23 protein-coding genes are annotated in these 25,506 nt (G+C 61.9%); 11 read left to right on the forward strand and 12 right to left on the reverse strand.

Features of this window, described 5'->3' with window-relative positions; translation table 11 throughout:
* Positions 1-14 precede the first annotated feature (14 nt).
* Together glyA and JFU04_RS27175 are read right to left on the reverse strand one after the other, a co-directional pair.
* A complete protein-coding gene (gene glyA, locus JFU04_RS27170; RefSeq protein ID WP_106802442.1) occupies positions 15-1,268 on the reverse strand; it encodes a serine hydroxymethyltransferase in 1,254 nt (417 codons plus the stop codon).
* 237 nt (positions 1,269-1,505) lie between these two features.
* Positions 1,506-2,234 (reverse strand): TraX family protein, encoded by a 729-nt coding sequence (locus JFU04_RS27175; RefSeq protein WP_201146030.1) that lies wholly within the window; start codon positions 2,232-2,234, stop codon positions 1,506-1,508.
* Positions 2,235-2,324: 90 nt separating this feature from the next.
* Between JFU04_RS27175 and JFU04_RS27180 the strand changes: the two genes are divergently transcribed.
* Together JFU04_RS27180 and JFU04_RS27185 are read left to right on the forward strand one after the other, a co-directional pair.
* Positions 2,325-3,365: a threonine aldolase family protein gene (locus JFU04_RS27180; protein WP_065929441.1), complete on the forward strand. Its 1,041-nt coding sequence runs from the start codon at positions 2,325-2,327 to the stop codon at positions 3,363-3,365.
* Positions 3,366-3,559: 194 nt separating this feature from the next.
* Complete coding sequence (locus JFU04_RS27185) at positions 3,560-3,760, forward strand: hypothetical protein (RefSeq protein ID WP_065904771.1); 201 nt, start codon at positions 3,560-3,562, stop codon at positions 3,758-3,760.
* A 124-nt stretch (positions 3,761-3,884) separates the two neighbouring features.
* Here the strand turns inward: JFU04_RS27185 and gbcB are convergent, their stop codons facing one another.
* Entirely contained in the window at positions 3,885-4,985 is a 1,101-nt protein-coding gene (gene gbcB / locus JFU04_RS27190; protein WP_106802438.1) for a glycine-betaine demethylase subunit GbcB, read from the reverse strand.
* A 282-nt stretch (positions 4,986-5,267) separates the two neighbouring features.
* Here gbcB and gbcA point away from each other — a divergent pair, with 282 nt between their 5' ends.
* A complete protein-coding gene (gene gbcA / locus JFU04_RS27195; protein ID WP_065904777.1) occupies positions 5,268-6,563 on the forward strand; it encodes a glycine-betaine demethylase subunit GbcA in 1,296 nt (431 codons plus the stop codon).
* 832 nt (positions 6,564-7,395) lie between these two features.
* On the opposite strand, the gene etfB is transcribed toward gbcA, so the two are convergent.
* From etfB to JFU04_RS27225, 6 genes are all read right to left on the reverse strand, one after another.
* Entirely contained in the window at positions 7,396-8,166 is a 771-nt protein-coding gene (gene etfB, locus JFU04_RS27200) for an electron transfer flavoprotein subunit beta (protein ID WP_120450242.1), read from the reverse strand.
* A 10-nt stretch (positions 8,167-8,176) separates the two neighbouring features.
* Entirely contained in the window at positions 8,177-9,397 is a 1,221-nt protein-coding gene (gene etfA, locus JFU04_RS27205; protein ID WP_065904781.1) for an electron transfer flavoprotein subunit alpha, read from the reverse strand.
* Entirely contained in the window at positions 9,397-11,337 is a 1,941-nt protein-coding gene (gene dgcB, locus JFU04_RS27210) for a dimethylglycine demethylation protein DgcB (RefSeq protein WP_201146031.1), read from the reverse strand. The genes etfA and dgcB overlap by 1 nt, the downstream gene beginning before the upstream one ends.
* 151 nt (positions 11,338-11,488) lie before the next feature.
* Positions 11,489-13,549: a dimethylglycine demethylation protein DgcA gene (dgcA, locus tag JFU04_RS27215; protein ID WP_201146032.1), complete on the reverse strand. Its 2,061-nt coding sequence runs from the start codon at positions 13,547-13,549 to the stop codon at positions 11,489-11,491.
* 16 nt (positions 13,550-13,565) lie between these two features.
* A complete protein-coding gene (locus JFU04_RS27220) occupies positions 13,566-14,096 on the reverse strand; it encodes a DUF5943 domain-containing protein (protein ID WP_065904787.1) in 531 nt (176 codons plus the stop codon).
* 213 nt (positions 14,097-14,309) lie between these two features.
* Entirely contained in the window at positions 14,310-15,287 is a 978-nt protein-coding gene (locus JFU04_RS27225) for a dipeptidase (RefSeq protein WP_065904789.1), read from the reverse strand.
* 218 nt (positions 15,288-15,505) lie between these two features.
* Here JFU04_RS27225 and JFU04_RS27230 point away from each other — a divergent pair, with 218 nt between their 5' ends.
* Positions 15,506-15,907: a lysozyme inhibitor LprI family protein gene (locus JFU04_RS27230; RefSeq protein ID WP_034109800.1), complete on the forward strand. Its 402-nt coding sequence runs from the start codon at positions 15,506-15,508 to the stop codon at positions 15,905-15,907.
* A gap of 41 nt (positions 15,908-15,948) precedes the next feature.
* Complete coding sequence (locus tag JFU04_RS27235) at positions 15,949-16,365, forward strand: DUF3010 family protein (protein ID WP_065904790.1); 417 nt, start codon at positions 15,949-15,951, stop codon at positions 16,363-16,365.
* A 124-nt stretch (positions 16,366-16,489) separates the two neighbouring features.
* On the opposite strand, the gene JFU04_RS27240 is transcribed toward JFU04_RS27235, so the two are convergent.
* Positions 16,490-17,656, reverse strand: coding sequence for an AAA family ATPase (locus JFU04_RS27240; protein ID WP_065904792.1), 1,167 nt, complete (start codon positions 17,654-17,656; stop codon positions 16,490-16,492).
* Between the two features lie 68 nt (positions 17,657-17,724).
* Positions 17,725-18,669, reverse strand: a complete 945-nt coding sequence (locus JFU04_RS27245) for a GlxA family transcriptional regulator (RefSeq protein ID WP_201146455.1) — start codon at positions 18,667-18,669, stop codon at positions 17,725-17,727.
* Positions 18,670-18,862: 193 nt separating this feature from the next.
* On the opposite strand from JFU04_RS27245, the gene JFU04_RS27250 reads away from it, so the two are divergent.
* From JFU04_RS27250 to JFU04_RS27275, 6 genes are all read left to right on the forward strand, one after another.
* The gene (locus JFU04_RS27250; RefSeq protein WP_065904794.1) at positions 18,863-19,807 is read left to right on the forward strand and encodes a choline ABC transporter substrate-binding protein; all 945 of its coding nucleotides are present in this window, start codon (positions 18,863-18,865) and stop codon (positions 19,805-19,807) included.
* 74 nt (positions 19,808-19,881) lie between these two features.
* Positions 19,882-20,769, forward strand: coding sequence for a 3-keto-5-aminohexanoate cleavage protein (locus JFU04_RS27255; protein WP_065904795.1), 888 nt, complete (start codon positions 19,882-19,884; stop codon positions 20,767-20,769).
* A gap of 145 nt (positions 20,770-20,914) precedes the next feature.
* The gene (locus tag JFU04_RS27260; protein ID WP_201146033.1) at positions 20,915-21,880 is read left to right on the forward strand and encodes an L-carnitine dehydrogenase; all 966 of its coding nucleotides are present in this window, start codon (positions 20,915-20,917) and stop codon (positions 21,878-21,880) included.
* Between the two features lie 118 nt (positions 21,881-21,998).
* A complete protein-coding gene (locus JFU04_RS27265; RefSeq protein ID WP_065904797.1) occupies positions 21,999-22,478 on the forward strand; it encodes a thioesterase family protein in 480 nt (159 codons plus the stop codon).
* A 9-nt stretch (positions 22,479-22,487) separates the two neighbouring features.
* Positions 22,488-23,648, forward strand: a complete 1,161-nt coding sequence (locus JFU04_RS27270) for a gamma-butyrobetaine dioxygenase (protein ID WP_201146034.1) — start codon at positions 22,488-22,490, stop codon at positions 23,646-23,648.
* Between the two features lie 368 nt (positions 23,649-24,016).
* The gene (locus tag JFU04_RS27275; protein WP_065904803.1) at positions 24,017-24,280 is read left to right on the forward strand and encodes a hypothetical protein; all 264 of its coding nucleotides are present in this window, start codon (positions 24,017-24,019) and stop codon (positions 24,278-24,280) included.
* Positions 24,281-24,375: 95 nt separating this feature from the next.
* Here the strand turns inward: JFU04_RS27275 and gbdR are convergent, their stop codons facing one another.
* On the reverse strand, positions 24,376-25,479 hold the full coding sequence (gene gbdR, locus JFU04_RS27280) for a choline metabolism transcriptional regulator GbdR (RefSeq protein WP_005792167.1): 1,104 nt from the start codon (positions 25,477-25,479) through the stop codon (positions 24,376-24,378).
* Positions 25,480-25,506 lie beyond the last annotated feature (27 nt).

The following is a 25,506-nucleotide window of genomic DNA, read 5'->3' on the forward strand; positions in this document are numbered from 1 at the left end:
CTCCAAAACCGCGCTCAGCGATAAACCGGGAAATCAGCGCACAGGGCAGACACGTGCTTGGCCACGTTGGCCTCGACGTCGGCGTCGCCGAGGTTGTCGAGGATGTCGCAGATCCAGCCGGCCAGTTCGATGCACTGCGGCACTTTGAAACCACGCGTGGTCACCGCCGGGGTGCCGATACGCAGGCCCGAGGTCACGAACGGCGACTGCGGGTCGTTCGGCACGGCGTTCTTGTTGACGGTGATGTGGGCGCGGCCGAGGGCGGCGTCCGCCTCTTTGCCGGTGAGGCCCTGGCGGATCAGGCTGACCAGGAACAAGTGGTTGTCAGTGCCGCCGGACACCACATCGTAGCCCCGCTTGATAAACACCTCGGCCATGGCCTGGGCGTTGTCGATGACCTGTTGCTGGTAGGCCTTGAAGCCGGGCTCCAGCGCTTCCTTGAAGCACACGGCCTTGCCGGCGATTACGTGCATCAGCGGGCCGCCCTGGGCGCCGGGGAATACCGCGGAGTTGAGTTTTTTCTCAATCTCTTCGTTGGACTTGGCCAGGATCAAACCGCCACGCGGGCCGCGCAGGGTCTTGTGGGTGGTGGTGGTGACCACATCAGCGTACGGCAGCGGGTTCGGGTACAGGCCAGCGGCAACCAGGCCGGCGACGTGAGCCATGTCGACGAAGAGCAGCGCCCCGACCTTGTCGGCAATCTGGCGAAAACGGGGGAAATCCAGGGTCTTGGAGTACGCGGAGAAACCGGCGACGACCATCTTCGGCTTGTGCTCCACCGCCAGGCGCTCGACTTCGTCGTAGTCGATCAGGCCGGTGTCGGTGTTGATGCCGTATTGCACCGCGTTGTACAGCTTGCCCGAGGACGACACCTTGGCGCCGTGGGTCAGGTGACCGCCGTGGGCCAGGCTCATGCCGAGGATGGTGTCACCGGCGTTCAGCAGCGCCAGGTACACCGCGCTGTTGGCGGACGAGCCGGAGTGCGGCTGCACGTTGGCGTAATCGGCGCCGAACAGTTGCTTGGCGCGTTCGATCGCCAGCACCTCGACCTTGTCCACGTGCTCGCAGCCGCCGTAGTAGCGCTTGCCCGGGTAGCCTTCGGCGTATTTGTTGGTGAGGCCGCTGCCCTGGGCTTCCATCACGCGTTTGCTGGTGTAGTTCTCCGACGCGATCAGCTCGATATGATCTTCCTGGCGCTGCTCCTCGGCATTCATGGCCGCCAGCAGTGCGTCGTCATATCCCTGGATCTGGTCTTTTTTGCTGAACATCGCGTCTCTCCCAGCCTTTCGTATTGTTGAGGCCCTCGCAGGGCCCTTTGATGCGATGGTAGGGCTGGCGCCCGCAGGTCAAATGCCTACGGACGCCACGCAAAGGTGCGTTTACGACATTAGATGAGCGACACGAAACAAATGTGGGAGCGGGCTTGCTCGCGAATGCGGCGGGTCAGCCAATACATGGGTTAACTGACCCACCGCATTCGCGAGCAAGCCCGCTCCCACAGGGGGTTAGGCGATGATCTGGCGGACGAGTAACAGCAGCAGGAAATGCAGGGGATAGAGGACATAAGCCCAACGCCGCATGGCCGGTGGCGAGACGTTTTTGGCACGTCGCAACAGAAACAGACCAGCCAATGGCGCAATCAGACATGCCGCCAACCCCATCAATGCGACCGGCGTGCCGCTCTCGAGCAAAATCTGCCATTGATTGGCGGCCACGCAAACCACCCCCGGCAACAGGCTGAAATACCAGGCACGACGAAACACCAGCAGCATCGCCAACGGCAGCAATACGCCGAAAAAACCGAACATCAGCTGCGCGGAAAACACGGCCGCAATGGTGACGGCAATCAGCGCCAATCCTCTATCAAAAAGCGTCTTCTGCTGCCATCCTCGGGCAACCAGCAGGCCCAGTGCCAGGGTCGGCAATACGTTCAACGTATCGGCATCGTCGATAAACAGGCGGTATGGCACTTCACTGATCGCGCTGAACAGCAACAGCCACCCCAGGTAGCGCCATTGACCAGTCACGGGTGCATTTCGTGCGCGGTGCAAATTCGCCGCAATCGCCAGGCAAAACCACGGGAACGCCAGGCGCCCCGGTACGTACAGGCCATCCAGGCTCAGCCCGACATAGCGCAGGTGATCAAGCACCATGCACAGCAGCGCCAGCCACTTGAGCAGGTCCAGGGCGCCATCACGGACGCGTCTGACAGGAATCGTTTCAGTGCCGTGCATAATTCCCCAGTGACTTTGCATTTACAGTGCGTGCGCACGCCCGACAATCTTGGTTACAGTGCGCACCAACATCGACCACAGGAATGGGCCATGACCGACAAGAGCCAACAATTCGCCAGCGACAACTATTCGGGCATCTGCCCGGAAGCCTGGGCCGCCATGGAACAAGCCAACCAGGGCCATCAACGCGCCTACGGCGATGATGAATGGACCCATCGCGCCGCCGACGGTTTCCGCAATCTGTTTGAAACCGACTGCGAAGTGTTCTTCGCCTTCAACGGGACTGCAGCGAACTCGCTGGCGCTGTCCTCGTTGTGCCAGAGCTACCATAGCGTGATTTGCTCGGAAACCGCCCACGTCGAAACCGACGAATGCGGCGCACCGGAGTTTTTCTCCAACGGCTCCAAGCTGCTCACCGCGCGCACCGAAAACGGCAAGCTGACCCCGGAATCGATCCGTGAGATCGCCCTCAAGCGCCAGGACATCCACTACCCGAAACCGCGCGTGGTCACCCTCACCCAAGCCACCGAAGTCGGCAGCGTGTACACCCCGGAAGAAATCCGCGCGATCAGCGTTACCTGCAAGGAGCTGGGCCTGAACCTGCACATGGACGGCGCACGCTTCTCCAACGCCTGCGCGTTCCTCGGCTGCTCGCCGGCCGACCTGACCTGGAAAGCCGGGGTCGACGTGCTGTGCTTTGGCGGGACCAAGAACGGCATGGCGGTGGGCGAAGCGATCCTGTTCTTCAACCACAAACTGGCTGAAGACTTCGACTACCGCTGCAAACAGGCCGGCCAGCTGGCGTCGAAAATGCGCTTCCTCTCCGCGCCGTGGGTGGGCCTGCTGGAAAACGACGCCTGGCTCAAACACGCACGCCATGCCAACCACTGCGCGCAGCTGCTGAGCAGCCTGGTGGCAGACATTCCGGGTGTGGAATTGATGTTCCCGGTACAGGCCAACGGCGTGTTCCTGCAACTCTCGGAACCGGCCATCGCCGCACTCACGGCCAAGGGCTGGCGCTTCTACACCTTCATCGGCAAAGGCGGTGCGCGCTTCATGTGTGCGTGGGATACCGAAGAAGAGCGCGTAAGAGAATTGGCTGCGGATATTCGGGAAGTGATGAACGCTTAACGTAGGAAAAAGGCCAGCGCATACTGGCCGAATGCCGAGACTGTTTTTTGATATTTCTGACAGCAGCGGACCCGCTTTTCGTTGACTAGCCTCTTGGAACCCGGAAGGAAAAGGCCGCTGCAGCGACCTCCTTTCGGGTATCACCGCCTGCCGAACAATCGGCCGGAAATGGAACTCCAGCAGAGGACTACACCATGGAATATCAAAACAACACTAACAACCTGCAAGGCGACGGCACCATCAGCACCACCGTCATTGATTGGGATGAGTTTCGCAAATACGCAAAAGTCGGTGACACCATCCGCGAACCATCCAGGACCTTGCGGATCTACGACAAAGTCTACGAATTGACAGCATCAGGCCAGCACTTCGTCGTGCATATCTACGCCCAGTAACCTCTAACTGATCGTTCCCACGCTCTGCGTGGGAATGCTGCCCGTGATGCTCGGTCACACAGCGGGACGCGGAGCGTCCAAGGAGGCGTTCCCACGCGGAGCGTGGGAACGATCAAGGTGAGGGTCAGAACTCGATGCGCACATCACCCTTGGGCACACTGCAGCACGACAGGATGTAGCCTTCGGCTTCGTCTTCCTCGGTGATCCCGCCGTTGTGGTCCATCTCGACCTCCCCGCCCAGCTTCATCACTTTGCATGTTCCGCAGATGCCCATGCCGCAGGCCTTGGGGATCAACAGCCCAAGCTTGGCCGCCGCTGCGTGGACGGTTTCGCCAGGAGCCACGCGAATGCTCTTGCCCGAGGCAATGAACTCCACCTGGTGCAGGTCCGCCAGGTCGATTTCCGGTGCCTCGGCCGCTTGTTCGGCTTGCTCCACCGCATCGGCGCGCGCTTCCGGCGGCGTCGCGCCGAAGGATTCCTCGTGGTAGCGCGCCATGTCGAAACCGGCAGCTTCCAGCAGGCGCTTCACTGCGTTCATATAAGGCGTGGGGCCGCAGCAGAATACTTCGCGCTCCAGGAAGTCCGGCACCATCAGCTCGAGCATCTTGTGGTTCAAGTAGCCGCGATAACCGGCCCAGGGCTCGCCCAGCCCGTGTTTCTCGCAGATCAGGTGCAGGCTGAAGTTGTCGATCCGCGACGCCATGTGTTCCAGCTCACGGTGGTAGATGATGTCCTTGGGCGAACGGGCGCTGTGGATAAACGTCATGTCGACGTTGGCGTTGGTGTCGTAGAACCAGCGCGCCATGGACATCACCGGAGTAATCCCCACGCCACCGCTGAGGTACAGCACTTTCGGGCTCGGGAAGTCGATGGCATTGAACAGGCCCACCGGACCGTGCACCGCCAGTTCCTGGCCTTCATGCAGGGTGTCGTGCAGCCAGTTGGACACACGCCCACCCGGCACGCGCTTGATGGTCACCGAGAAGCTGTAAGGCACTGACGGTGAACTGGAAATGGTGTAGGAGCGCATGATCGGCTGGCCGTCGATTTCCAGCTCCAGGGTCACGAACTGGCCCGGCTTGAAAAAGAACAGGATCGGCTGGTCGGCCATGAAGCAGAAGGTGCGCACGTCCCAGGTTTCCTGGATGACTTTGACGCAACGGACGATGTGTCGACCATTGGCCCAGGTCTGGGTGGTGACCGGATTCAGGAAGCTGTTGGACATGCTGTTCTCCGTAGCCGTGTGTCGGCCTGATGGTGGCGATTCTGCGTAACGCGAGAACCACCCATTTACCTATCTGCGACATTCACATACTTATCGCGACCAGCCCCCATACCACGGGGGTTGCGCGTCGGGATCAGAGTGGGCCATGTCGCTCATGGATAAGGTTCGGGGCATCTGCGGCCCCACACTCGCTCCCAACAACGACGCTTTCTTTACGCCTTGCACAGCAACAACCGTAGCCACTTATCCCGGCCACACAGAATGGCCATGAGGACACACACGATGGACGTCACCGCAACCCTGAGCTTGGGCGATCCGCTGGAACCCGCACGCAAGGCCACCGCGCAAATGCTGCAAGAGCGCGAGCGCACCTTCTCGCTGCCGCAGCCGTTCTACTCTGACGAACGGCTGTTCGATATCGACATGCAGGAGATTTTCCAGAAAGAGTGGTTGATCGCCGGCATGACCTGCGAAATCCCTACCAAGGGCAACTACCTGACCCTGCAAGTGGGCAAGAACCCGATCATCGTGATCCGTGGCGCCGAAGGCGTCGTGCATGCGTTCCATAACGTGTGCCGCCACCGGGGCTCGCGCCTGTGCACCAGCGACAAGGGCAAGGTCGCCAAACTGGTGTGCCACTACCACCAATGGACCTACGAGCTGGACGGCCGCCTGCTGTTCGCCGGCACCGAGATGGGCGCCGACTTCGATATGAAGCAGTACGGCCTCAAGCCAGTGAACGTGAAGACCGCCGGCGGCTACATCTTCATCAGCCTGGCCGAGAATCCGCCGGCCATCGATGACTTCCTGTCGACGCTCAATCACTACATGGAACCGTACGACATGGAGAACACCAAGGTGGCGGTGCAAACCACCTTGATGGAAAAAGCCAACTGGAAACTGGTGCTGGAAAACAACCGCGAGTGCTACCACTGCAACGCGTCGCACCCGGAGCTGTTGAAAACCCTGCTGGAATGGGACGACGTCACCGACCCGCGCGCCGACCAGGCCTTCAAGGACCACGTCGCCGCCTCGGCCGCCGCCTGGGATGCCGAGAAAATCCCTTACGCCCACGCCAGCTTCGGCCTGCGCAACCGTATCGTGCGCATGCCTTTGCTCAAGGGCACCGTGTCGATGACCCTGGACGGCAAGCAGGGCTGTGCCAAGCTCATGGGCCGCATCAAGAACCCCGACCTGGGCTCAATGCGCATCCTGCACTTGCCGCACTCGTGGAACCACTGCATGGGCGACCACATCATCGTGTTCACCGTGTGGCCGATCAGCGCCCAGGAAACCATGGTCACCACCAAGTGGATCGTGCACAAGGACGCCGTCGAAGGCGTGGACTACGACGTGGAGCGCATGCGCCAGGTGTGGGACGCCACCAACGACCAGGACCGGCGCCTGGCCGAAGAGAACCAGCGCGGCATCAACTCCACGGCCTACCAGCCAGGACCGTACTCGAAGACCTATGAATTTGGCGTGGTGAACTTCGTGGACTGGTACAGCGAGCGCATGCTCAACAACCTGGGGGCGGCGCCCGCGCCTTACCTCAAGGGCGTTGCGGTTCACGAGTAACTGACACACCACAGATAAAAATGTGGGAGCGGGCAAGCCCGCTCCCACTTTTAGTCCCACGCAGTGATCAATAATTGATCAACCCCGCTACACCCCTTTACCACTGTGCCCTCCAGCCTTTACCCAACAACTTATCCACAAAGCCACCCACAGCAATTGTGGGCAACTGCGCAACCCGCCCAAAATTAACTGAAGAAAATCCGTGACTTATTCAAGCTCACGGTTCCAGAGACCTATTGATCACTTTTTGACCAACCCTTTGCAAGCCACATAATCCGTGGTCTGCAGCGGTACGCAAACACCTTATCCACAGAAGCACCAACAGACTTTGGGGGCAACTTTGCCAGCGCTGTGGAAAACCGCTTCAAACCTTCATAAACCGGGGTATCCAGGCTCACACAGCCGGTAATATTGCCTAATTGATCATATTTCGACCAACCACCTGAAAGTCCCTGTTTATATGGCCTGCAGCCGATAGCGAACATCTTATCCACAGAAGCGCCAACAGACTTTGGGGGAAAGTCTGTGGACAGAGAGGCGCTGAATAACAGAAAAACCCAAGGAAAAACCGTCAGTTAGGCTGGTTGTTTTTCATACAGAGGGCTACAGGGCTTGTTTTGCAGGGGGTGTGGACAACCGCGAACAGGTTATCCACAGGTGGATCAACAGGGATTGTGGGTAATCCTCCAGGCGCGCCGCAAAAACACCGGCCCAGCCGGCTTTTCTGTGGGAGCGGGCTTGCCCGCGATGCAGGCGACCCGGTCCAGGGCAAGACCGCGATGAAGCCATCGCAGGCAAGCCAGCTCCCACACAGGCATCGTAATGCCCTGAATCAACGCACGACGCCTTCTTCGATGAGCAGCTTGAGAATGGCCTGGGCGCCCTCTTCGGCGCTCACGCCCTTGAGTACTTGCCCGCCGCCGCCGCTGGCCTTGGCCGTGGCCGCCTTCATGCGGTCAGCGCCACTCTTGGCCTTGATCACCTTGAGGCGCTTGGGCCGTGGCTTGGCCGGCTGCAACAGCGCGCCGGTGAATAACTCGTCCTGCTCGACCTCAACCTCATGGGCCGCCAGCTCGCCGCGTTGCGCGGGGCCATAGGCGCTTTGTCGTGGCTTGGGCGCGGCGTTATCCACAGTCGCCAGGAACGGCAGGCGTACCTTCAGGCGGCGCCGCTGGCCACGGGGCAAGGCTTGCAGCACGTGGGCCACGCCGCCATCAATGGACTCCACCTGCGCCAGGCCGACAATCAGCGGCCAGCCCAACTGCTCGGCCAGCAGGAACGGCAACATTCCCGAGCCTTCGCCGGTTTCGGCCTGGCTGCCGGTGAGCACCACCTGGGCGCCGGCCTCGCGCAAATAATCACTGAGCACCGGCAACGCATCAGCGCCGGCCGGTTGTTCGAGCACGTGCAGCTGCGGCAAACCCATGCCCAGGTAGCTGCGCAAGGTCGGCTCGTGGATATCGCCGGCGTGCAGCACCTGCAATTTGTCCCCCGCCATCTGCAGGCCCAACTCGACCGCGCGCGCGTCCTGTTCGGCGCGACGTGGGCGGCCGGAGGTCGGGTGGGCGCCAATGGACACCAGGCTGATTACATTCGTGGTCATGGCCATATCCTTAAGCCGCATCGCGCTTGGCGCCGTTGCGGTATGTCTGCACCGCATCGATCAAGGCTTGCAGAATCGCGGCGCTTTCGCCGATTACCGACAGGTCGGCACGCTTGATCATGTCGCAGCCCGCGTCGAGGTTGATCGCCACCACCTTGTCGCAGGCACCGATGCCTTGCAGGTGTTGGATCGCCCCGGAAATCCCCACGGCCACGTACACCCGCGCCGTCACCCAAGTGCCACTGGCGCCGACCTGGCGATCGCGGGCCATAAAGCCGTCGTCCACCGCCACGCGCGATGCGCCTTCGGTGGCGCCCAATGCAGCGGCGGTCTGGTGGAAGAGCGCCCAGTCCTTCACGCCATTGCCGCCAGAGAAAATGAATTCGGCCTCGGCCATCGGAATCGCTGCCGGATCCACCGCCACCGCGCCGAGGTCTTCGATGCGCGGCAGGCTGCGCGCCAGGCTCGTGGATAACTCCACGGGCAACACTTCGTGGCGGGTCTCGCTGACCGGCTCGGCGCACTCGGCGGCGGCCAGGATCAGGCGCGGCAGCGGTCGCGCCAAGTCCTCCTGGCCCGCCCCGGCGCGGCCAATGCACTCCTGGCCCTTGATCTGCCACACCCGCGTGGCCGGGCGTTCCTTGAGGCTGGCGGCAAAGCGCCGACCCAACTCACCGCCACCGCTGCGACTGTCGGGCAGCAACCAATGACGCGGGTTGAACTGGTTATCCACAGCACGCAGGCCCTGCACGCGTTGTTCCGGTGCATAACCGTCGAATTCGTGGCCGTCGAGCACGAGCAGGCGATCCACCCCGGCCGTGGCAAAGGCGCTTTCCTTATGCTCGCCAAACACCACCGCCAGCACCGCGCCGTCACTGCCGGCAAGCTGCCGCGCGAGGCCGAGCAGGTCGCGGTCGTGGCTGCTCAGGCGGCCGCCGACCATGTCCGGCACCACGTTGATGTAGAACGCCGGCGCAGGCACCTGGTGCAGCGGCAACTGCACCTGCACCGCCGTCGTACGCTTGGCCGCGCCGCCCTGCTGGGCGCCGCTGCGGTCGATGCGCTTGATGCCGTTGGGGCCGATGAACCCGACACCGTGGACGTTTTTGCGAATCACACCGTTAGGCCCCATCCAGCTGTGTTGCGCCGGCTGCATCGCTGCATGCAACGGGTGCAGGCGGTTGCGGGCGATCCATTCGGCCCGTGGGTCGCGGCGGATAATGTCGCTCATCAGTGCACCTCCGCAGGTTCGCGTTTCAGGGTCTTGGCCGGTGCGGCGTCTTCAAGCAACGCGTCAGCCACCAGTTCGGCGATGTCCTTGATCATCGGGCGCGGTTCGACCACACCTTCCAGCATCGCCGTGCATTGCGGACAGCCCACGGCGACCAGCTCGGCGCCGGTTTCGCGGATGTCCTCCATGCGCATATCGGGGATACGTTGCTTGCCGGGGATGTCGGTGATCGGCGCACCACCGCCGCCGCCGCAGCAGCGTGAACGGAAGCCCGAGCGTTGCATCTCCTTGACCTCGATGCCCAGCGCGCGCAGCACCTGGCGCGGCGCCTCGTATTCGCCGTTGTAGCGGCCCAGGTAGCACGGGTCGTGATAGGTCACGCTGTTGCCCTTGTGCTGGCCCAGGTTCAGCGCGCCGTCGCCGATCAACTCGGCCATGAAGGTGCTGTGGTGCTGCACCACGTAGTCACCGTTAAAGGCGCCGTACTCATTTTTCAGCACATGGAAACTGTGCGGGTCGCAGGTGACGATGCGCTTGAAGCTGTACTTGGCCAGGGTCTGGATATTGCGCGTGGCCAGCAGTTGGAAGGTGGCTTCATCGCCGAGACGGCGGGCCACGTCGCCGCTGTCGCGCTCTTCGAGGCCGAGCACGGCGAAGTCGACCTTGGCGGCCTTGAGCACTTTGACGAAAGCCCGCAGGGTGCGCTGGTTACGCATGTCGAATGCGCCGTCGCCGACCCAGAACAGCACGTCGGCGCGGCCTTTGTCGCTGAGCAGTGGCAGGTTCAAATCCGCCGCCCAGTTCAGGCGTCCGCCCGGCGCAAAGCCGCCGGGGTTGTCGGTGGCGATCAGGTTTTCCAGGACCTCGGCGCCCTTGTTCGGCGTGGCGCCTTTTTCCAGGGTGAGGTGGCGGCGCATGTCGACGATGGCGTCCACGTGCTCGATCATCATCGGGCACTCTTCCACGCAGGCGCGGCAGGTGGTGCAGGACCACAGGGTCTCGGCGTCCACCAGGCCATTGACGATCGGTTGGTGCGGGTTACCGCTGTGTTCGCCGACAGGCTTGCCGGGATAAGGGCTGCCGGCGAACTTGGCATCGGTGCCGCCGGCCAGGCCGACCACCATGTCCTGGATCAGCTTTTTCGGGTTCAGCGGCTGGCCGGCGGCGAATGCCGGGCACGCGGCCTCGCACTTGCCGCACTGCACGCAGGCGTCGAAGCCGAGCAGTTGGTTCCAGGTGAAATCCTTGGGTTTTTCCACCCCCAATGGCGCGGTCTTGTCGCTGAGGTCCAGCGGCTTCAAGCCGGTGGAGCGACCGCCACCGAAGCGCTCGGCACGGCGGTGCCAGGCCAGGTGCAGGGCGCCCGCGAAGGCGTGTTTCATCGGGCCGCCCCAGGTCATGCCGAAGAACATTTCGGACACGCCCCACAGCACGCCAAGGCTCAGCAGCACAGCGAGCAACCAGCCGCCGAAGTCCGCAGGCAGGACCCCGGCCACCGGCAACGTCACCAGGAAGAAACTCACCGAAAACGCCATCAGGCTTTTCGGCAGGCGCATCCACGGGCCTTTGGACAGGCGCGCAGGCGGGTTGCGCCGACGCAGGTAGACGAACGTGGCACCGATAAACATCAACACCGAAGCCAGCAGCAAGGCGTAGCCCAGGATGCGGTTATGCAGGCCGAACCCATGCACCAGAATCGCCAGCAACGCCGAGAGCACAAATCCCAGGGCGGTGGCGACGTGGGTGTTGGCGATGTATTTGTCACGGGCGACCACGTGGTGCAGGTCGACCATGTAGCGCTTGGGCATGGCCAGCAGGCCGCCCAGCAGGTCGACTTTGGATGCACGGCCACGGCGCCACATGTTCACCCGGCGCAGGGCGCCGAGGACGGCGAGGCCTATCGCTGCGAACAAAAGAACAGGAAGCAAGGTGTTCAACATGGTGAAGCTCCCACAGATCTCGGGGTCAATGATCGTTCCCACGCTCCGCGTGGGAATGCATCCTGTGACGCTCTGCGTCACGACCTTAAGAGCGGACGCAGAGCCGTCCAGGGCGGCATTCCCACGCGGAGCGTGGGAACGATCAGGTGGGTCAGAAATCCTTGCACAGGCGCAGGGCGTCATAGATCGCGGCGTGGGTATTGCGCTGCGCTACACAGTCACCGATGCGGAACAGCAAGTAACCCTCACCCGCCTCGCTCAAGCACGGCTGCGGCTTGATCGCGAACAGGGCTTCGATGTCCATCTGGCCCTTGTTGCGCGAGCCGGCTTTCAACTCGTAATAGAGTTCTTCATCCGGGCGCACGCCGTTCTCGACCACCACCTGGTCGACCACCCGCTCCTCTTTGGCGCCGGTGTATTCGTTCTCCAGCACCGCCACCAGCTTGTCGCCTTCGCGGTAGACCTTTTCCAGCATCATGTCGCCGGTCATGATCACTTCCTTGGGGTACATGCTGCGGTAGTAGGTCGGGAACGACGTACCGCCGACGGCCACGCCCGGCTTGATGTCGTCGGTGACGATCTCGACCTGGCTGCCCTTGTCCGCCAGGAAGTCCGCCACCGACATGCCGGTGAATTCGCAGATGGTGTCGTACACCAGCACGTTCTTGCCCGGCGCAACCTTGCCATCGAGCACGTCCCAGCTGCTGACTACCAGGCCTTCGGCTGCGCCCCAGTGTTCGTTCTGTTCCAGGAACGGATGCCCGCCGACGGCCAGCACCACCACATCCGGGCGCAGGTCGAGGATCGCGTCGGCATTCGCCGCCACGCCCAGGCGCAGGTCTACGTTCAGGCGCGCCAACTCCAGCTGGAACCAGCGGGTGATGCCGGCGATCTGGTCGCGTTGCGGGGCTTTGGAAGCGGTAGTGATTTGCCCACCGATAAAGTCTTTCTTCTCGAACAGGGTCACGTCGTGGCCCCGTTCTGCAGCCACCCGTGCGGCTTCCATCCCCGCCGGGCCGGCACCGACCACCACGACTTTGCGTTTGGGCCCGGTGGACTTCTCGATGATGTGCGGCACGCCCATGTACTCACGGGACGTCGCAGCATTCTGGATGCACAGCACATCCAGGCCCTGGTACTGACGGTCGATGCAGTAGTTGGCGCCAACGCACTGCTTGATCTGGTCGACCTGGCCCATCTTGATCTTGGCGATCAGGTGCGGGTCGGCGATGTGCGCACGGGTCATGCCGACCATGTCGACGTAGCCACCTTCCAGAATCCGCGTGGCCTGGTTCGGGTCCTTGATGTTCTGCGCGTGCAGCACCGGGGCCTTGACCACTTCCTTGATACCGGCCGCCAGGTGCAGGAACGGCTCCGGTGGATAACTCATGTTGGGGATCACGTTGGCCAGGGTATTGTGGGTGTCGCACCCCGAGCCAACCACGCCGATGAAGTCGAGCATGCCAGTGTCGTCGTAGTACTTGGCGATCAGCTTCATGTCCTCGTGGGACAGGCCGTCCGGGTGGAATTCGTCGCCACACAAACGAATGCCGACGCAGAAATCCGGACCGACTTCCTTGCGCACCGCCTTCAACACTTCCAGGCCGAACCGCATGCGGTTTTCAAAGCTGCCGCCCCATTCGTCGGTACGCTTGTTGACCCGCGGGCTCCAGAACTGGTCGATCATGTGCTGGTGCACCGCCGACAGTTCCACGCCGTCCAGGCCACCGGCCTTGGCGCGTGCCGCCGCCGTGGCGTAGTTGCCGATCACACGCCAGATTTCTTCCGGCTCGATGGTCTTGCAGGTCGCACGGTGCACCGGCTCGCGGATGCCCGAGGGCGACAGCAGGGTCGGCCAATGCTCGCCATCCCAGCGCGAGCGGCGGCCCATGTGGGTAATCTGGATCATGATCTTGGCGCCATGCTTGTGCATGGCATCGGCCAGGTTCTGAAAGTGCGGGATGATGCGGTCGTCGGCCAGGTTCACCGATTTCCACCAGCCTTGCGGGCTGTCGATGGCCACACTGGAAGACCCGCCGCAGATCGCCAGGCCGATCCCGCCCTTGGCTTTCTCTTCGTAGTACTTCACATAGCGGTCGGTGGTCATGCCGCCGTCGGTGGCATACACCTCGGCGTGGGCGGTACTGAGCACGCGGTTGCGAATGGTCAGTTTGCCGATCTGGATCGGCGCGAACATTGCTTCGAAAGCCATGGCAGGGTTCCTCGACTTACAACGGCTTGACGGTGAACAGGCCGTCGTCGTGGCCCTCTTCGGAGCCGCCGTAGACTTGCTCGGCTACCGTGCGAATGCTGCTGCCGCGTGCCTGCAGGATCTGGTCCATCGCGCCGGCAAACCAGCCGGTGAACATGTAGTCGACCTTGCGCCCGACCTTGCCGTACACGTAGACAAACGCCGAGTGTTCGAGCTTGACGCTGGCCGTGCCTTTGTCGAGGTCGATGTCCTGGATCTTGAACAGGCCCCAGCCACGTTGCGACAGGCGCTTCATGTAGTGCTCGAACACCGCGACGCCTTCCAGGCCGTGGCATTCGGCTTCTTTTTCACACCAGTGCCAGGCGGATTTGTAGCCGGCCTTGTAGAGGATCTCGGCATAGGCCTCGGCGCCCAGCACTTCTTCGATACCGATGTGGTTGTTGACGAAGAAATGGCGCGGCACGTACAGCATCGGCAGGGCGTCGGAGGTCCAGACACCGGTTTCGCTGTCGACTTCGATAGGCAATTGCGGGGCGATCTTGGCCATGGAAACTTAACTCCAGAAAATTCGTTTTCAGTGCTTAGCAAAGCTTTTGCTTTGCTCTTATAAACAAGCCGTGTGAATGACTTTGGAGCCGTAGCGAGCACGTCGAGAGCAAGGAAGGACCGGAGCGACAAGCGAGGCAGTACGGGACGTACGGCGAGTTTGGCGCGAGGACCTGACGCAGCTATCGGCGAGCGGAGTAGGCTCCGGAGGTATTCACTCGCCCCAAACGTCCTTCAAGACGTTGACCCAGTTCTCGCCCATGATCTTGCGCACCACGCGCTCGCTGTGGCCGCGCTTGAGCAGGGTCTCGGTGAGGTTGGGGAACTCGCCCACGGTGCGGATGCCCAGCGGATTGATGATCTTGCCGAAGCTGGTCAGGCGGCGGGCGTAGCCCTTGTCATGGGTCAGCATTTCGAAGAAATCCTGGCCATGGCCCTGGGTGAAGTCGGTGCCGATGCCGATGGCATCTTCGCCGACGATGTTCATGGTGTATTCGATGGCTTCGGCGTAGTCGTCGATGGTCGAGTCGATGCCCTTGGCGAGGAATGGCGCAAACATGGTCACGCCGACAAAACCGCCATGGTCGGCAATGAACTTGAGTTCTTCATCGGACTTGTTGCGCGGGTGCTCTTTCAGGCCGGAAGGCAGGCAGTGGGAGTAGCACACCGGTTTTTTCGATTCGAGGATGACTTCTTCGGAAGTCTTGGAGCCGACGTGGGACAGGTCGCACATGATGCCGACGCGGTTCATTTCGGCGACCACCTCGCGTCCGAAGCCCGACAGGCCGCCATCGCGTTCGTAGCAGCCGGTACCCACCAGGTTCTGGGTGTTGTAGCACATCTGCACCACACCGACGCCGAGCTGCTTGAAGATCTCGACATAGCCCAACTGGTCTTCAAACGCATGGGCGTTCTGGAAGCCGAAGATGATGCCGGTCTTGCCCTGCTCCTTGGCCTTGCGGATGTCAGCGGTGGTTTTCACCGGGATCACCAGGTCGCTGTTCTCGCGGATCAGGGTCTGGCTGGCGACGATATTGTTGATCGTGGCCTGGAACCCTTCCCACACCGACACGGTGCAGTTGGCGGCGGTGAGGCCACCTTTGCGCATGTCCTCGAACAGGTCGCGGTTCCACTTGGCAATAATCAGCCCGTCGATAACGATGCTGTCGGCGTGCAATTCGGCTGGGCTCATCAGGCGTCCCCTTATTGGCGATTCATGCGCCGAATCGTCTGCCGGCGCTTTGGGGCCAGCATATGCCCAGGGCAAACCCGAGCCGGGTGCAAAAACGACAGGGGAATTGCCGAAAGCGTCAATCCGCGACAAAGGCTGTTAAGAGGTGTCTGACTGGCGGCTGTTATTTGTCTTACGCTTGAGCCAGAATTCCGCATCACCTGATATGAGACGGCGCAATGAAATCGATTTTCCTGGCTTTGGCACTCATCGCAACCGGCGTCCACGCGGCCGAAGACACCGACAGCACGCCGTGCGATGGCATCGAAAACGACAAGCAAACCCTGGAATGCGCCACCTACAACAAAACCACCGCCGAACAGCTGCTCAAGGATAACTACCAGGGCCTGCTGGAACGCATGGGTTCGACCTATGGCAGCGACAAGACCAAACTCGCCGACATTACCGCTCGTCTGAAGGATGCCCAGCAAAAGTGGGAAAAACTGCGTGACGCCGACTGCGCCGTGGACACCTTCCCAGCGGTGAACGGGACCAAGGCCTACGCGATTGCGCAAAATGACTGCCTGGCACGGATGAGTGATGAGCGGTCGGAGTTTTTGGAGTCGATCGGGCAGGAATAAGCGACAATCCCCGTCACTTTCCTCTTGAATCAAGGCTACTCATGACTCTCTGCGGCATCGAAATCAAAGGCAGCGAAGCCATCATCGCCGTTGCCTCCCTGGATAACCAGGCGCTGGCCCACATCGCCCTGGCCACCAAGAAAATCGCGCTTGAAGACGACGATGAAGCCGCCAACGTCAAAGCCTTTGCGGCACAGGTGAAGGCGTTCGTGCAGGCCAACGCCATCACCCGGATCGCGATCAAGAAGCGCAGCAAAAAAGGCGAGTTCGCCGGCGGCCCGACCACGTTCAAGATCGAAGGCGTGTTTCAGTTGCTGGAGGGGGTTGAAGTGACGCTGCTGTCGCCGCAGACCATCAATGCACAGAACAAGAAACACAACTTCGAGCTGCCGGCCTCGTTGAACAAGTATCAGCATGAAGCCTATAAGGCGGCGTGTTCGGCCCTGCTGAAGAAATAAGCCACACACCAACCCCCTGTAGGCGCTGGCTTGCAGGCGATGGTGGTTTGCCAGATAACGCATCACTGCCTGATCGACCGCTATCGCAGGCAAACCAGCTCCCACATTTGACCCGCGTTGCCCTTCAGCGCTTGCGCAGCAGCCAATCGCCGAAGGTTTTGTCCTCCAGGGCATATCCGCCCCGGCTCGACTTCCACACCAGTTCCTTGTCGCGCAGGGCATCGATACAGGCCTGAATCGTCTGGGTGCCCGGCACCACATCGCTGCCCATGGCTTCCAGCGCCTTGCTCACCGCCGTGAGGGTGCTGTCGGTGAACGGCGCAAAGGGTTCGTTGTTCTGCGAGCGCTGCACCATGACCTCGAGCACGGCTCGCTGGGGGACGGTGAGGTTGTTCCAGGCACTTTCGAATTCCGTCCACACGCCGGCACGCAGAAATTCGGCGCGGCTGTGCAGCAACTGGCCCAGATTGCTCGCTTCGCCCAGCTCCAGCGCCACTTCGCCAATAATGGTGCGCAGCATTTCGGGGCGACGGCCTACCAGCTCGAAGGCGTCATCAATGTCGGCGGCGTTGAACTGATTGGTTTTAGCCAAATGTGCGTTGAGGTGCGCGGTGTAGGCTCGCGTGAACTCTTTGCCGAGCAACGGGAACGGCGTGATGCTGGACCCGAAGAACGGCTGACTCTTGCCCAGCACCAAATGGGCCAGCTTGTCGCGGTTGGAACCGGTGAACACCAGGTGCAAACCGCTGCCCTCCTCGTCACGCCCTTGGTTGAGCTGGTCCCGGGCGGCCTTCAGCGCGAACATCGCATTGATGCCTGACTCGGTGGTCAAGGCGTGCTGTGCTTCATCAATCACCAGCACAACGGGTTTTTCCGCAGCACTGTGGAGCAATTCCAAGGCTTGGGTCAGCGTCGCACCGACGGGCAATTGTGGCTTGGTGAAGTCCCAGGACAGGGTACGCAGGAAGCTTAATTTCTCGATGCCAATGTTCTTGGCCAGCTTGCGAATGCCCTTTTCATAGGGCACCAGCGCGGCGGCGATTGCACTGGCGATCAACTCCGCAGGGTCTTTCTCTTTGTCGGCCCACAGATCGACATACACCGCCAGCCAACCGCGCAGCTGGCACTCCGGGATCAGGTCCTCGCGCAAAAATGTACTTTTGCCCGTGCGACGCGGCGCCGCTAGAAACAGGCCCGAGGTGAAATCCTGGATGCCAGCCCCCACCAGGCCATCGGCAATGCTGCTGGCCAGGGCGGGACGGCGGAATACAAAGCCGCTGTGCTTGGACATGGTTTTATACTCAATTATGCAAAGGACTATAAATTATAGTAGCGAGTATAATCTACTATAATTGGCCGTCAAACCGCCTCCCGTCGCCGGTCCTCCCGCGGACATTTCGCAAACCGCGCCCGATAACTCCGGGTGAAGTACGACGGCGACTCAAACCCGCAGGCAATGCTCACTTCCAGCACGCTCATATCGCTCTGGCGCAGCAGTTGCCGGGCTTTTTCCAGGCGCAGGCCGAGGTAGAAGTTGCTCGGTGTGTCGTTCAGGTGCAGGCGAAACAAGCGCTCCAGCTGGCGCCGCGTGACCTTGATCGCCTCCGCCAGGGCCAGGGTGCTCAGGGGCGGTTCGGTGTGCTGCTCCATTTCGCCGATCACCTGCACCAACTTCTTGTTGTTGATGCCATAGCGCGTGGCGATCTGCATGCGCTGGTGGTCCTTGCGTGGGCGAATACGCCCGAGCACGAATTGCTCGGAGACCTGGATCGCCAGGTCCGGGCCGTGGGCCTGGGCGATCAGGTCGAGCATCAGGTCGATGGAAGCGGTGCCGCCGGCGCAGGTGATGCGCCGGCGGTCGATCTCGAACAGCTCCTGGGTCACGATGAGCTGTGGATAAGATTCCTTGAAGGCGTCGATGGCTTCCCAGTGCAGGGTCAGCCGGTGGCCGTCGAGCAAACCGGCTTCGGCCAGCACACACGCGCCGGTGTCGATGGCGCCGAGGGTCACGCCATCGTGGTCGAGGCGGCGCAGCCAGTGCTCCAGCGCAGGCGTGGCGAACTGCAGCGGCTCGAAGCCGGCCACCACCAGCAGCGTCGCGCCTTTTTTCAGGGGTTCCAGCGCGGCATCGGCGTTGACCGACATGCCATTGCTCGCCAGTACCGCCCCTCCATCGGCGCTCAGTATGTGCCAGCGGTACAGCTCACCACGAAAGCGGTTGGCGACCCGCAGTGGCTCCAACGCGGAGATAAAACCGATGGCCGAGAAACCCGGCATCAGCAGAAAGTAGAAATCCTGGGACATGGTGGCGCTCTCGTCGGACGGGCAGCGTGGCACTGTGATACTCCCGTTCATGGGCGGATTCAAGGGGGCAGGTCGCTGCAGTGCAAGAGCGAGTCGCCGCCGTGCGTTTTCTCGACCTGCAAGCTGCGTAACTTGGCCTCACGGCGCACAAAGACGCCGGCCCCCACAATAACGACCTGCCGAGGGATCCACCATGAACCGACTGATCAGCCGCTGCGTGCTCGCACTCAGCGCCAGCGCCATTTTGAGCACGAACGTCCTGGCTGCCGATGCGGCCTCTTGCCAGAACGTGCGCATGGGCGTGGTGAACTGGACCGACGTAATCGCCACCAGCGCCATGACCCAAGTGTTGCTCGACGGCCTCGGCTACAAGACCAAACAGACCAGCGCCTCCCAGCAAATCATCTTCGCCGGCATCCGCGACCAGCGCCTGGACCTGTTCCTCGGCTACTGGAACCCGCTGATGACCCAGACCATCACGCCGTTCGTCGACGCCAAGCAGGTCAAGGTCCTCGACAAGCCGAGCCTGGAAGACGCCCGCGCCACCCTCGCAGTCCCCACGTACCTCGCCGACAAAGGCCTGAAAACCTTCGCCGACATCGCCAAGTTCGAGAAAGAGCTGGGCGGCAAGATCTACGGCATCGAGCCTGGCTCGGGCGCCAACACCCAGATCAAGGCCATGATCGCCAAGAATCAGTTCGGCCTCGGCAAGTTCCAGCTGGTGGAATCCAGTGAGGCCGGCATGCTCGCCGCCGTCGACCGTGCGGTGCGCCGCAAGGAAGCGGTGGTGTTCTTCGGCTGGGCGCCGCACCCGATGAACGTCAACGTCGCCATGACTTACCTCACCGGCAGCGACGATGCCCTGGGCCCGAACGAAGGCATGGCCACCGTGTGGAGCGTTACCGCGCCGAACTACGCCGAGCAGTGCCCCAACGTCCACAAGCTGCTGACCAACCTGACCTTCACTGCCGCCGACGAGAGCCGAATGATGCAGCCATTGCTGGATCACAAGGACGCCCTCGAGTCCGCCAGGCAGTGGCTCAAGGATCACCCGCAAGACCAGCAGCGCTGGCTCGAAGGGGTGACCACGTTCGACGGCAAACCGGCCGCCGCCAACCTGCAATTGAGCAGCAAATAACCTGATCCGCATCACCGTTTCGCAGCCGCTCCTGGCTGCGAACGGCACCACCACGCCTGTAAGGAACCTGCCTCATGAACCACGACGTCATCATCACCTGCGCACTCACCGGTGCTGGCGACACGACCGCCAGAAGCCCGCACGTGCCGGTCACCCCCAAGCAAATCGCCGCCGCCGCGGTGGAAGCCGCCAAGGCCGGTGCCACCGTGGTGCACTGCCATGTGCGTGATCCGCACACTGGCAAGTTCAGCCGCGACGTCGCCCTGTACCGCGAAGTGATGGAGCGCATCCGCGAGGCCGACATCGACATCATCGTCAACCTCACGGCCGGCATGGGCGGCGACCTGGAGATCGGCGGCGGCGAGCACCCGATGGAGTTCGGCCCCAATACCGACCTGGTCGGCCCGCTGACCCGCCTGGCTCACGTCGAGGAGCTGCTGCCGGAAATCTGCACCCTGGACTGCGGCACCCTGAACTTCGGCGACGGCGACACCATTTACGTGTCGACCCCGGCACAACTGCGTGCCGGCGCCAAGCGCATTCAAGAGCTGGGCGTGAAGGCCGAGCTGGAAATCTTCGACACCGGCCACCTGTGGTTCGCCAAGCAGATGATCAAGGAAGGCCTGCTCGATAACCCGTTGTTCCAACTGTGCCTGGGCATTCCGTGGGGCGCGCCGGCCGACACCACCACCATGAAAGCCATGGTCGACAACCTGCCCGCCGACGCGGTGTGGGCCGGCTTCGGCATCGGCCGCATGCAAATGCCGATGGCCGCACAAGCGGTGCTGCTGGGCGGCAACGTGCGGGTCGGCCTGGAAGACAACCTGTGGCTGGACAAGGGGGTGCTGGCGACCAATGGCCAACTGGTGGAGCGGGCGAGTGAAATCCTCAGCCGCCTGGGTGCACGGGTCATGACCCCGGCGGAAGGTCGCATCAAGATGGGCCTGGCCAAGCGCGGCTGATTGCTTGCCGAAAGCGAATTAAACATGTGGGAGCGGGCGTGCTCGCGAATGCGGTGAATCAGCCACTCAATGCATCACCTGACACACCGCATTCGCGAGCAAGCCCGCTCCCACAGGGGATCATCGAATACTTCAGGAATTTTCCATGAGCTTTATCACTGAAATCAAAACCTTCGCCGCCCTCGGCAGCGGCGTTATCGGCAGCGGCTGGGTGTCCCGCGCCCTGGCCCACGGCCTCGATGTGGTCGCCTGGGACCCGGCGCCCGGTGCCGAAGCCGCCCTGCGCAAGCGCGTCGCGAATGCCTGGGGCGCCCTGGAGAAACAAGGCCTGGCGCCGGGTGCCTCGCAGGGGCGCCTGCGCTTTGTCGCCACCATTGAAGAGTGCGTGAAAGACGCCGACTTCATCCAGGAAAGCGCCCCGGAGCGCCTGGAGTTGAAGCTGGAACTGCACAGCAAGATCAGCGCAGCGGCCAAGCCGAATGCATTGATTGGCTCGAGTACATCAGGGCTGTTGCCGAGCGAGTTTTATGAAGGCTCCACGCACCCGGAACGTTGCGTGGTGGGTCATCCGTTCAACCCGGTGTACCTGCTGCCGCTGGTGGAGGTGGTCGGCGGCAAGCACACCGCGCCGCAAGCCATTCAAGCCGCGATCACGGTGTATGAATCCCTCGGCATGCGCCCGTTGCATGTGCGCAAGGAAGTCCCCGGCTTCATCGCCGACCGCTTGCTCGAAGCGCTGTGGCGCGAGGCGCTGCACCTGGTGAATGACGGCGTGGCGACCACCGGTGAAATCGACGATGCGATTCGTTTTGGCGCCGGCTTGCGTTGGTCGTTCATGGGCACCTTCCTCACCTACACCCTGGCGGGCGGTGATGCCGGCATGCGTCACTTCATGGCGCAGTTCGGCCCCGCGCTGCAGTTGCCGTGGACGTACCTGCCGGCACCGGAACTCACCGACAAGTTGATTGACGATGTGGTCGACGGCACCCGCGATCAACTCGGCAGCCACAGCATTTCGGCGCTGGAACGCTATCGTGATGATTGCCTGCTGGCAGTGCTGGAGGCGGTCAAGGTGACTAAAGCCAAGCACGGCATGAGCTTCGCCGAATAACGGTAGTTGATCCTTGTGGGAGCTGGCTTGCCGGCGATAGCGCTGGTGAATCCGACATCGCCATCGCCGGCAAGCCAGCTCCTACAGTTGAACCGAATAATGATCCGGAATCCCAGACATGCCTGCATTGACCACCTACACCACCAAAATCCAACCGGATTGGGTGGACTACAACGGCCATCTGCGCGATGCGTTCTACCTGCTGATCTTCAGCTACGCCACCGACGCGCTGATGGACACCCTGGGGCTGGACAGCGAAAACCGCGCAGCCAGCGGCCACTCGTTGTTCACGCTCGAGCTGCACCTCAACTACCTGCACGAGGTGAAACTGGGTGCCGAGGTTGAAGTACACACACAACTGATCGCCCACGACGCCAAGCGCCTGCATCTCTATCACAGCCTGCATTTAGTCGGTCATGAGCAGGAACTGGCCGGCAATGAACAGATGCTCTTGCACGTCGACCTGGCAGGGCCGAATTCGGCGCCGTTCACCGAGGCCACGCTGGAAAAGCTGACGGTCATCAGCACCGCTCAAGCCGACCTGCCCCGCCCTGCCCTGCTGGGTCGAGTGATTGGATTGCCACCCAAAAAACCATAAGGAGCCACCATGCAAACCGCCGCCGCTGTTGCCGATTTTCGTACCTACCCCAAGATCAGCGACCTCGCCGATGCGCAGGTGCTGAACGATCAGATTCGCGTGCGGTGGGCCGATGGACGGGTCAGCCCGTTTCATCATCAATGGCTGCGCGATAACTGCCCGTGTACCGAATGCGTGTACAGCGTCACCCGCGAGCAGGTGCTGGAAATCGTCGATGTGGACGAAGAACTGACCGCCGTCGATGTGCAGATCGAGCAGGGTTTTCTCAGTGTGCAGTGGCTCGGCGGCCATCGCAGCCAATACGATCCCGGCTGGTTGCGGGCTCACGCCTACGACGACGAATCGCGCGCTGAACGCCAGGCCGCCAGGCCGAAATCCAGGCTCTGGGACAGCCGCTTCACGTTGCCGGTGTTCGACTATGTCGCCGTGATGGAAGACCCCAAGGCGCTGCTGCAGTGGCTGCTGGCGGTGCGCGACTCTGGCTTGACCCAAGTGCGCGGCGTACCGACCGAACCCGGCTCACTGGCGCTGATCGCCAAACGTATTGCGTTTATCCGCGAAAGCAATTTCGGCGTGCTGTTCAACGTGCAATCCAAGGCCGATGCCGACAGCAATGCCTACACCGCATTCAACCTGCCGTTGCACAGCGATTTGCCGACGCGGGAGCTGCAACCGGGGCTGCAATTCCTGCATTGCCTGGTGAACGATGCCACCGGCGGCGAGAGTATTTTTGTCGATGGTTTCGCCATCGCCCATGCCCTGCGCACGGAAGAACCCGAGGCGTTTCGTGCACTGTGTGAAATCCCCGTGGAGTTTCGCAACAAGGACCGTCACAGCGACTATCGCCGCCTCGCGCCGATCATTGCACTGGATGCCCTGGGCGATGTGGCGGAGATTCGCATGGCGAACTTTTTGCGCGGGCCGTTCGAGGCGCCGGTGGAGCAGATGCCGTTGTTGTATCGGGCTTATCGGCGGTTTATTGCGATGACGCGCGAGGCTCGCTTTCGCCTGGTCAAGCGCCTGAACCCGGGCGAGCTGTGGTGCTTCGATAACCGTCGCACCTTGCATGCGCGCAATGCGTTTGATCCGGCTTCCGGGGCACGGCATTTCCAGGGGTGCTATATCGACCGGGATGAGTTGTTGTCCAGGATATTGGTGTTGCAGCGGTAGACCGAGGCGCGCCCTTCGCGAGCAAGCCCGCTCCCACATTTGACCGGGCTCACACTCCAAACTGTGGGAGCTGGCTTGCCTGCGATAGGGCCAGTACCAACACCCCAGATTCCAGGCAAAAAAAAGCCCCGATCCAGCCGTGACAGGATCGGGGCAGAGTGCTTTGTGTGAGCTGCGCATCCCGAGGGTGACCAAACCTTCAAGCTGCTTGCTTGATGCCAGTGTGCACACTCCTCTTCCATGCGAGTTAGCCGAAAACGACCTGTTCATAGGTGTGCCGGACATTCACGCATTCAGGCCTTGCCGACTCGGTGATGGCCTACCAGAATCGACCTCAATCTCCCGCTCCCTACACCAGGATAAACGTCATGATGCACGCGGATTTGATTGACCAGGATGACCTGCTGAGCCAACTGCGCTCGCTGGGTTTCGAGGTATCCAGCGGCGCCAGCGCCGAACAGGCCTGCGAGTGCGCCGTGCGCGGTTTGAGTGCCGCACGGGCCAAGGCGCTCAAGGGCATGGTGGAACAGATGTACACCGGCAGCGCGACGATCCTGCCGGCGGTACGCCAGGCGATCGACAAGCAGTTGTTGCCGGCCTTGGTGCAGTTCAAGCAGAACTCTGGCGCCTGATAAAGCGCGATCGCCGGCAAGCCAGCGCCCACATTTGAATCTATTCACGGATCAAAATGTGGGAGCTGGCTTGCCTGCGATGAAGACGGCTCGGCCTAGAGCCTTACACTGGCAAAAGTCGACTCATTGCGCGCCTGGCTCAACGCCGACATCGGCCCCGACAACGGTGACAACACCAGCGCCTGCGGAATCGGCATCATCGCCACTTGCTGCGTGGTGTTGGAACCCACACGCTCATCGCGTGGCGGAATGCCGAAGTATTCGCGGTAGCACTTGGAGAAGTGCGGCGTGGAGACAAACCCGCACACCGACGCCACTTCGATGATCGACATCGGCGTTTGCTTGAGCAACTGCCGCGCACGGATCAGGCGCAGCTTGAGGTAGTAGCGCGACGGCGAGCAGTGCAGGTATTTCTGGAACAGCCGCTCCAGCTGGCGCCGCGACACGGCGACGTACACCGCCAGCTCATCCAGGTCGATCGGCTCTTCAAGGTTGGCTTCCATCAGCGCGACGATTTCCTGCAGCTTCGGCTGGTTGGTGCCGAGCATGTGCTTGAGCGGCACGCGCTGGTGATCCTGTTCGTTGCGGATGCGTTCGTACACGAACATCTCGGAGATGGCTGCGGACAGTTCGCGACCGTGGTCGCGGCTGATCAGGTGCAGCATCATGTCCAGCGGCGCGGTGCCACCGGAGCTGGTGAAACGGTTGCGGTCGAGGGTGAACAAGCGCGTGCTCATGGCGACACGCGGGAAGGCTTCCTGCATCGACGCCAGGCATTCCCAGTGCACGCTGCAATCAAACCCATCGAGCAAGCCGGCGCAGGCCAGGGCCCAGCTGCCGGTGCACACCGCGCCAAGGCGACGCGACTGGCGCGCCTGGCTTTGCAGCCACGACACGTGTTCACGGGTAACGGTGCGCTGGATACCCACGCCGCCGCACACAATCACAGTGTCCAGGGCCGGGGCTTTGTGCATGGAGGCATCGGGGGTGATTTGCAGGCCGTCGCTGGCCCAGACCTGGTTGCCGTCGACACTCAGGGTGGTCCAGCGATACAGCTCGCGGCCGGACAACTGGTTGGCCATGCGCAGCGGCTCCACTGCCGACGCCAGGGAAATCAGCGTGAAATTGTCCAGCAGCAAAAAGCCGATGGATTGAGGCGCACGGTTCTGGGGTTGGGCCCCTGAGTTGAACGACGTCATCGCGGTATCTCCTCACACAAAGCGGGT

The sequence above is a fragment of the Pseudomonas sp. TH21 genome (assembly GCF_016651025.1).
Classification (GTDB): domain Bacteria; phylum Pseudomonadota; class Gammaproteobacteria; order Pseudomonadales; family Pseudomonadaceae; genus Aquipseudomonas; species Aquipseudomonas aylmerensis.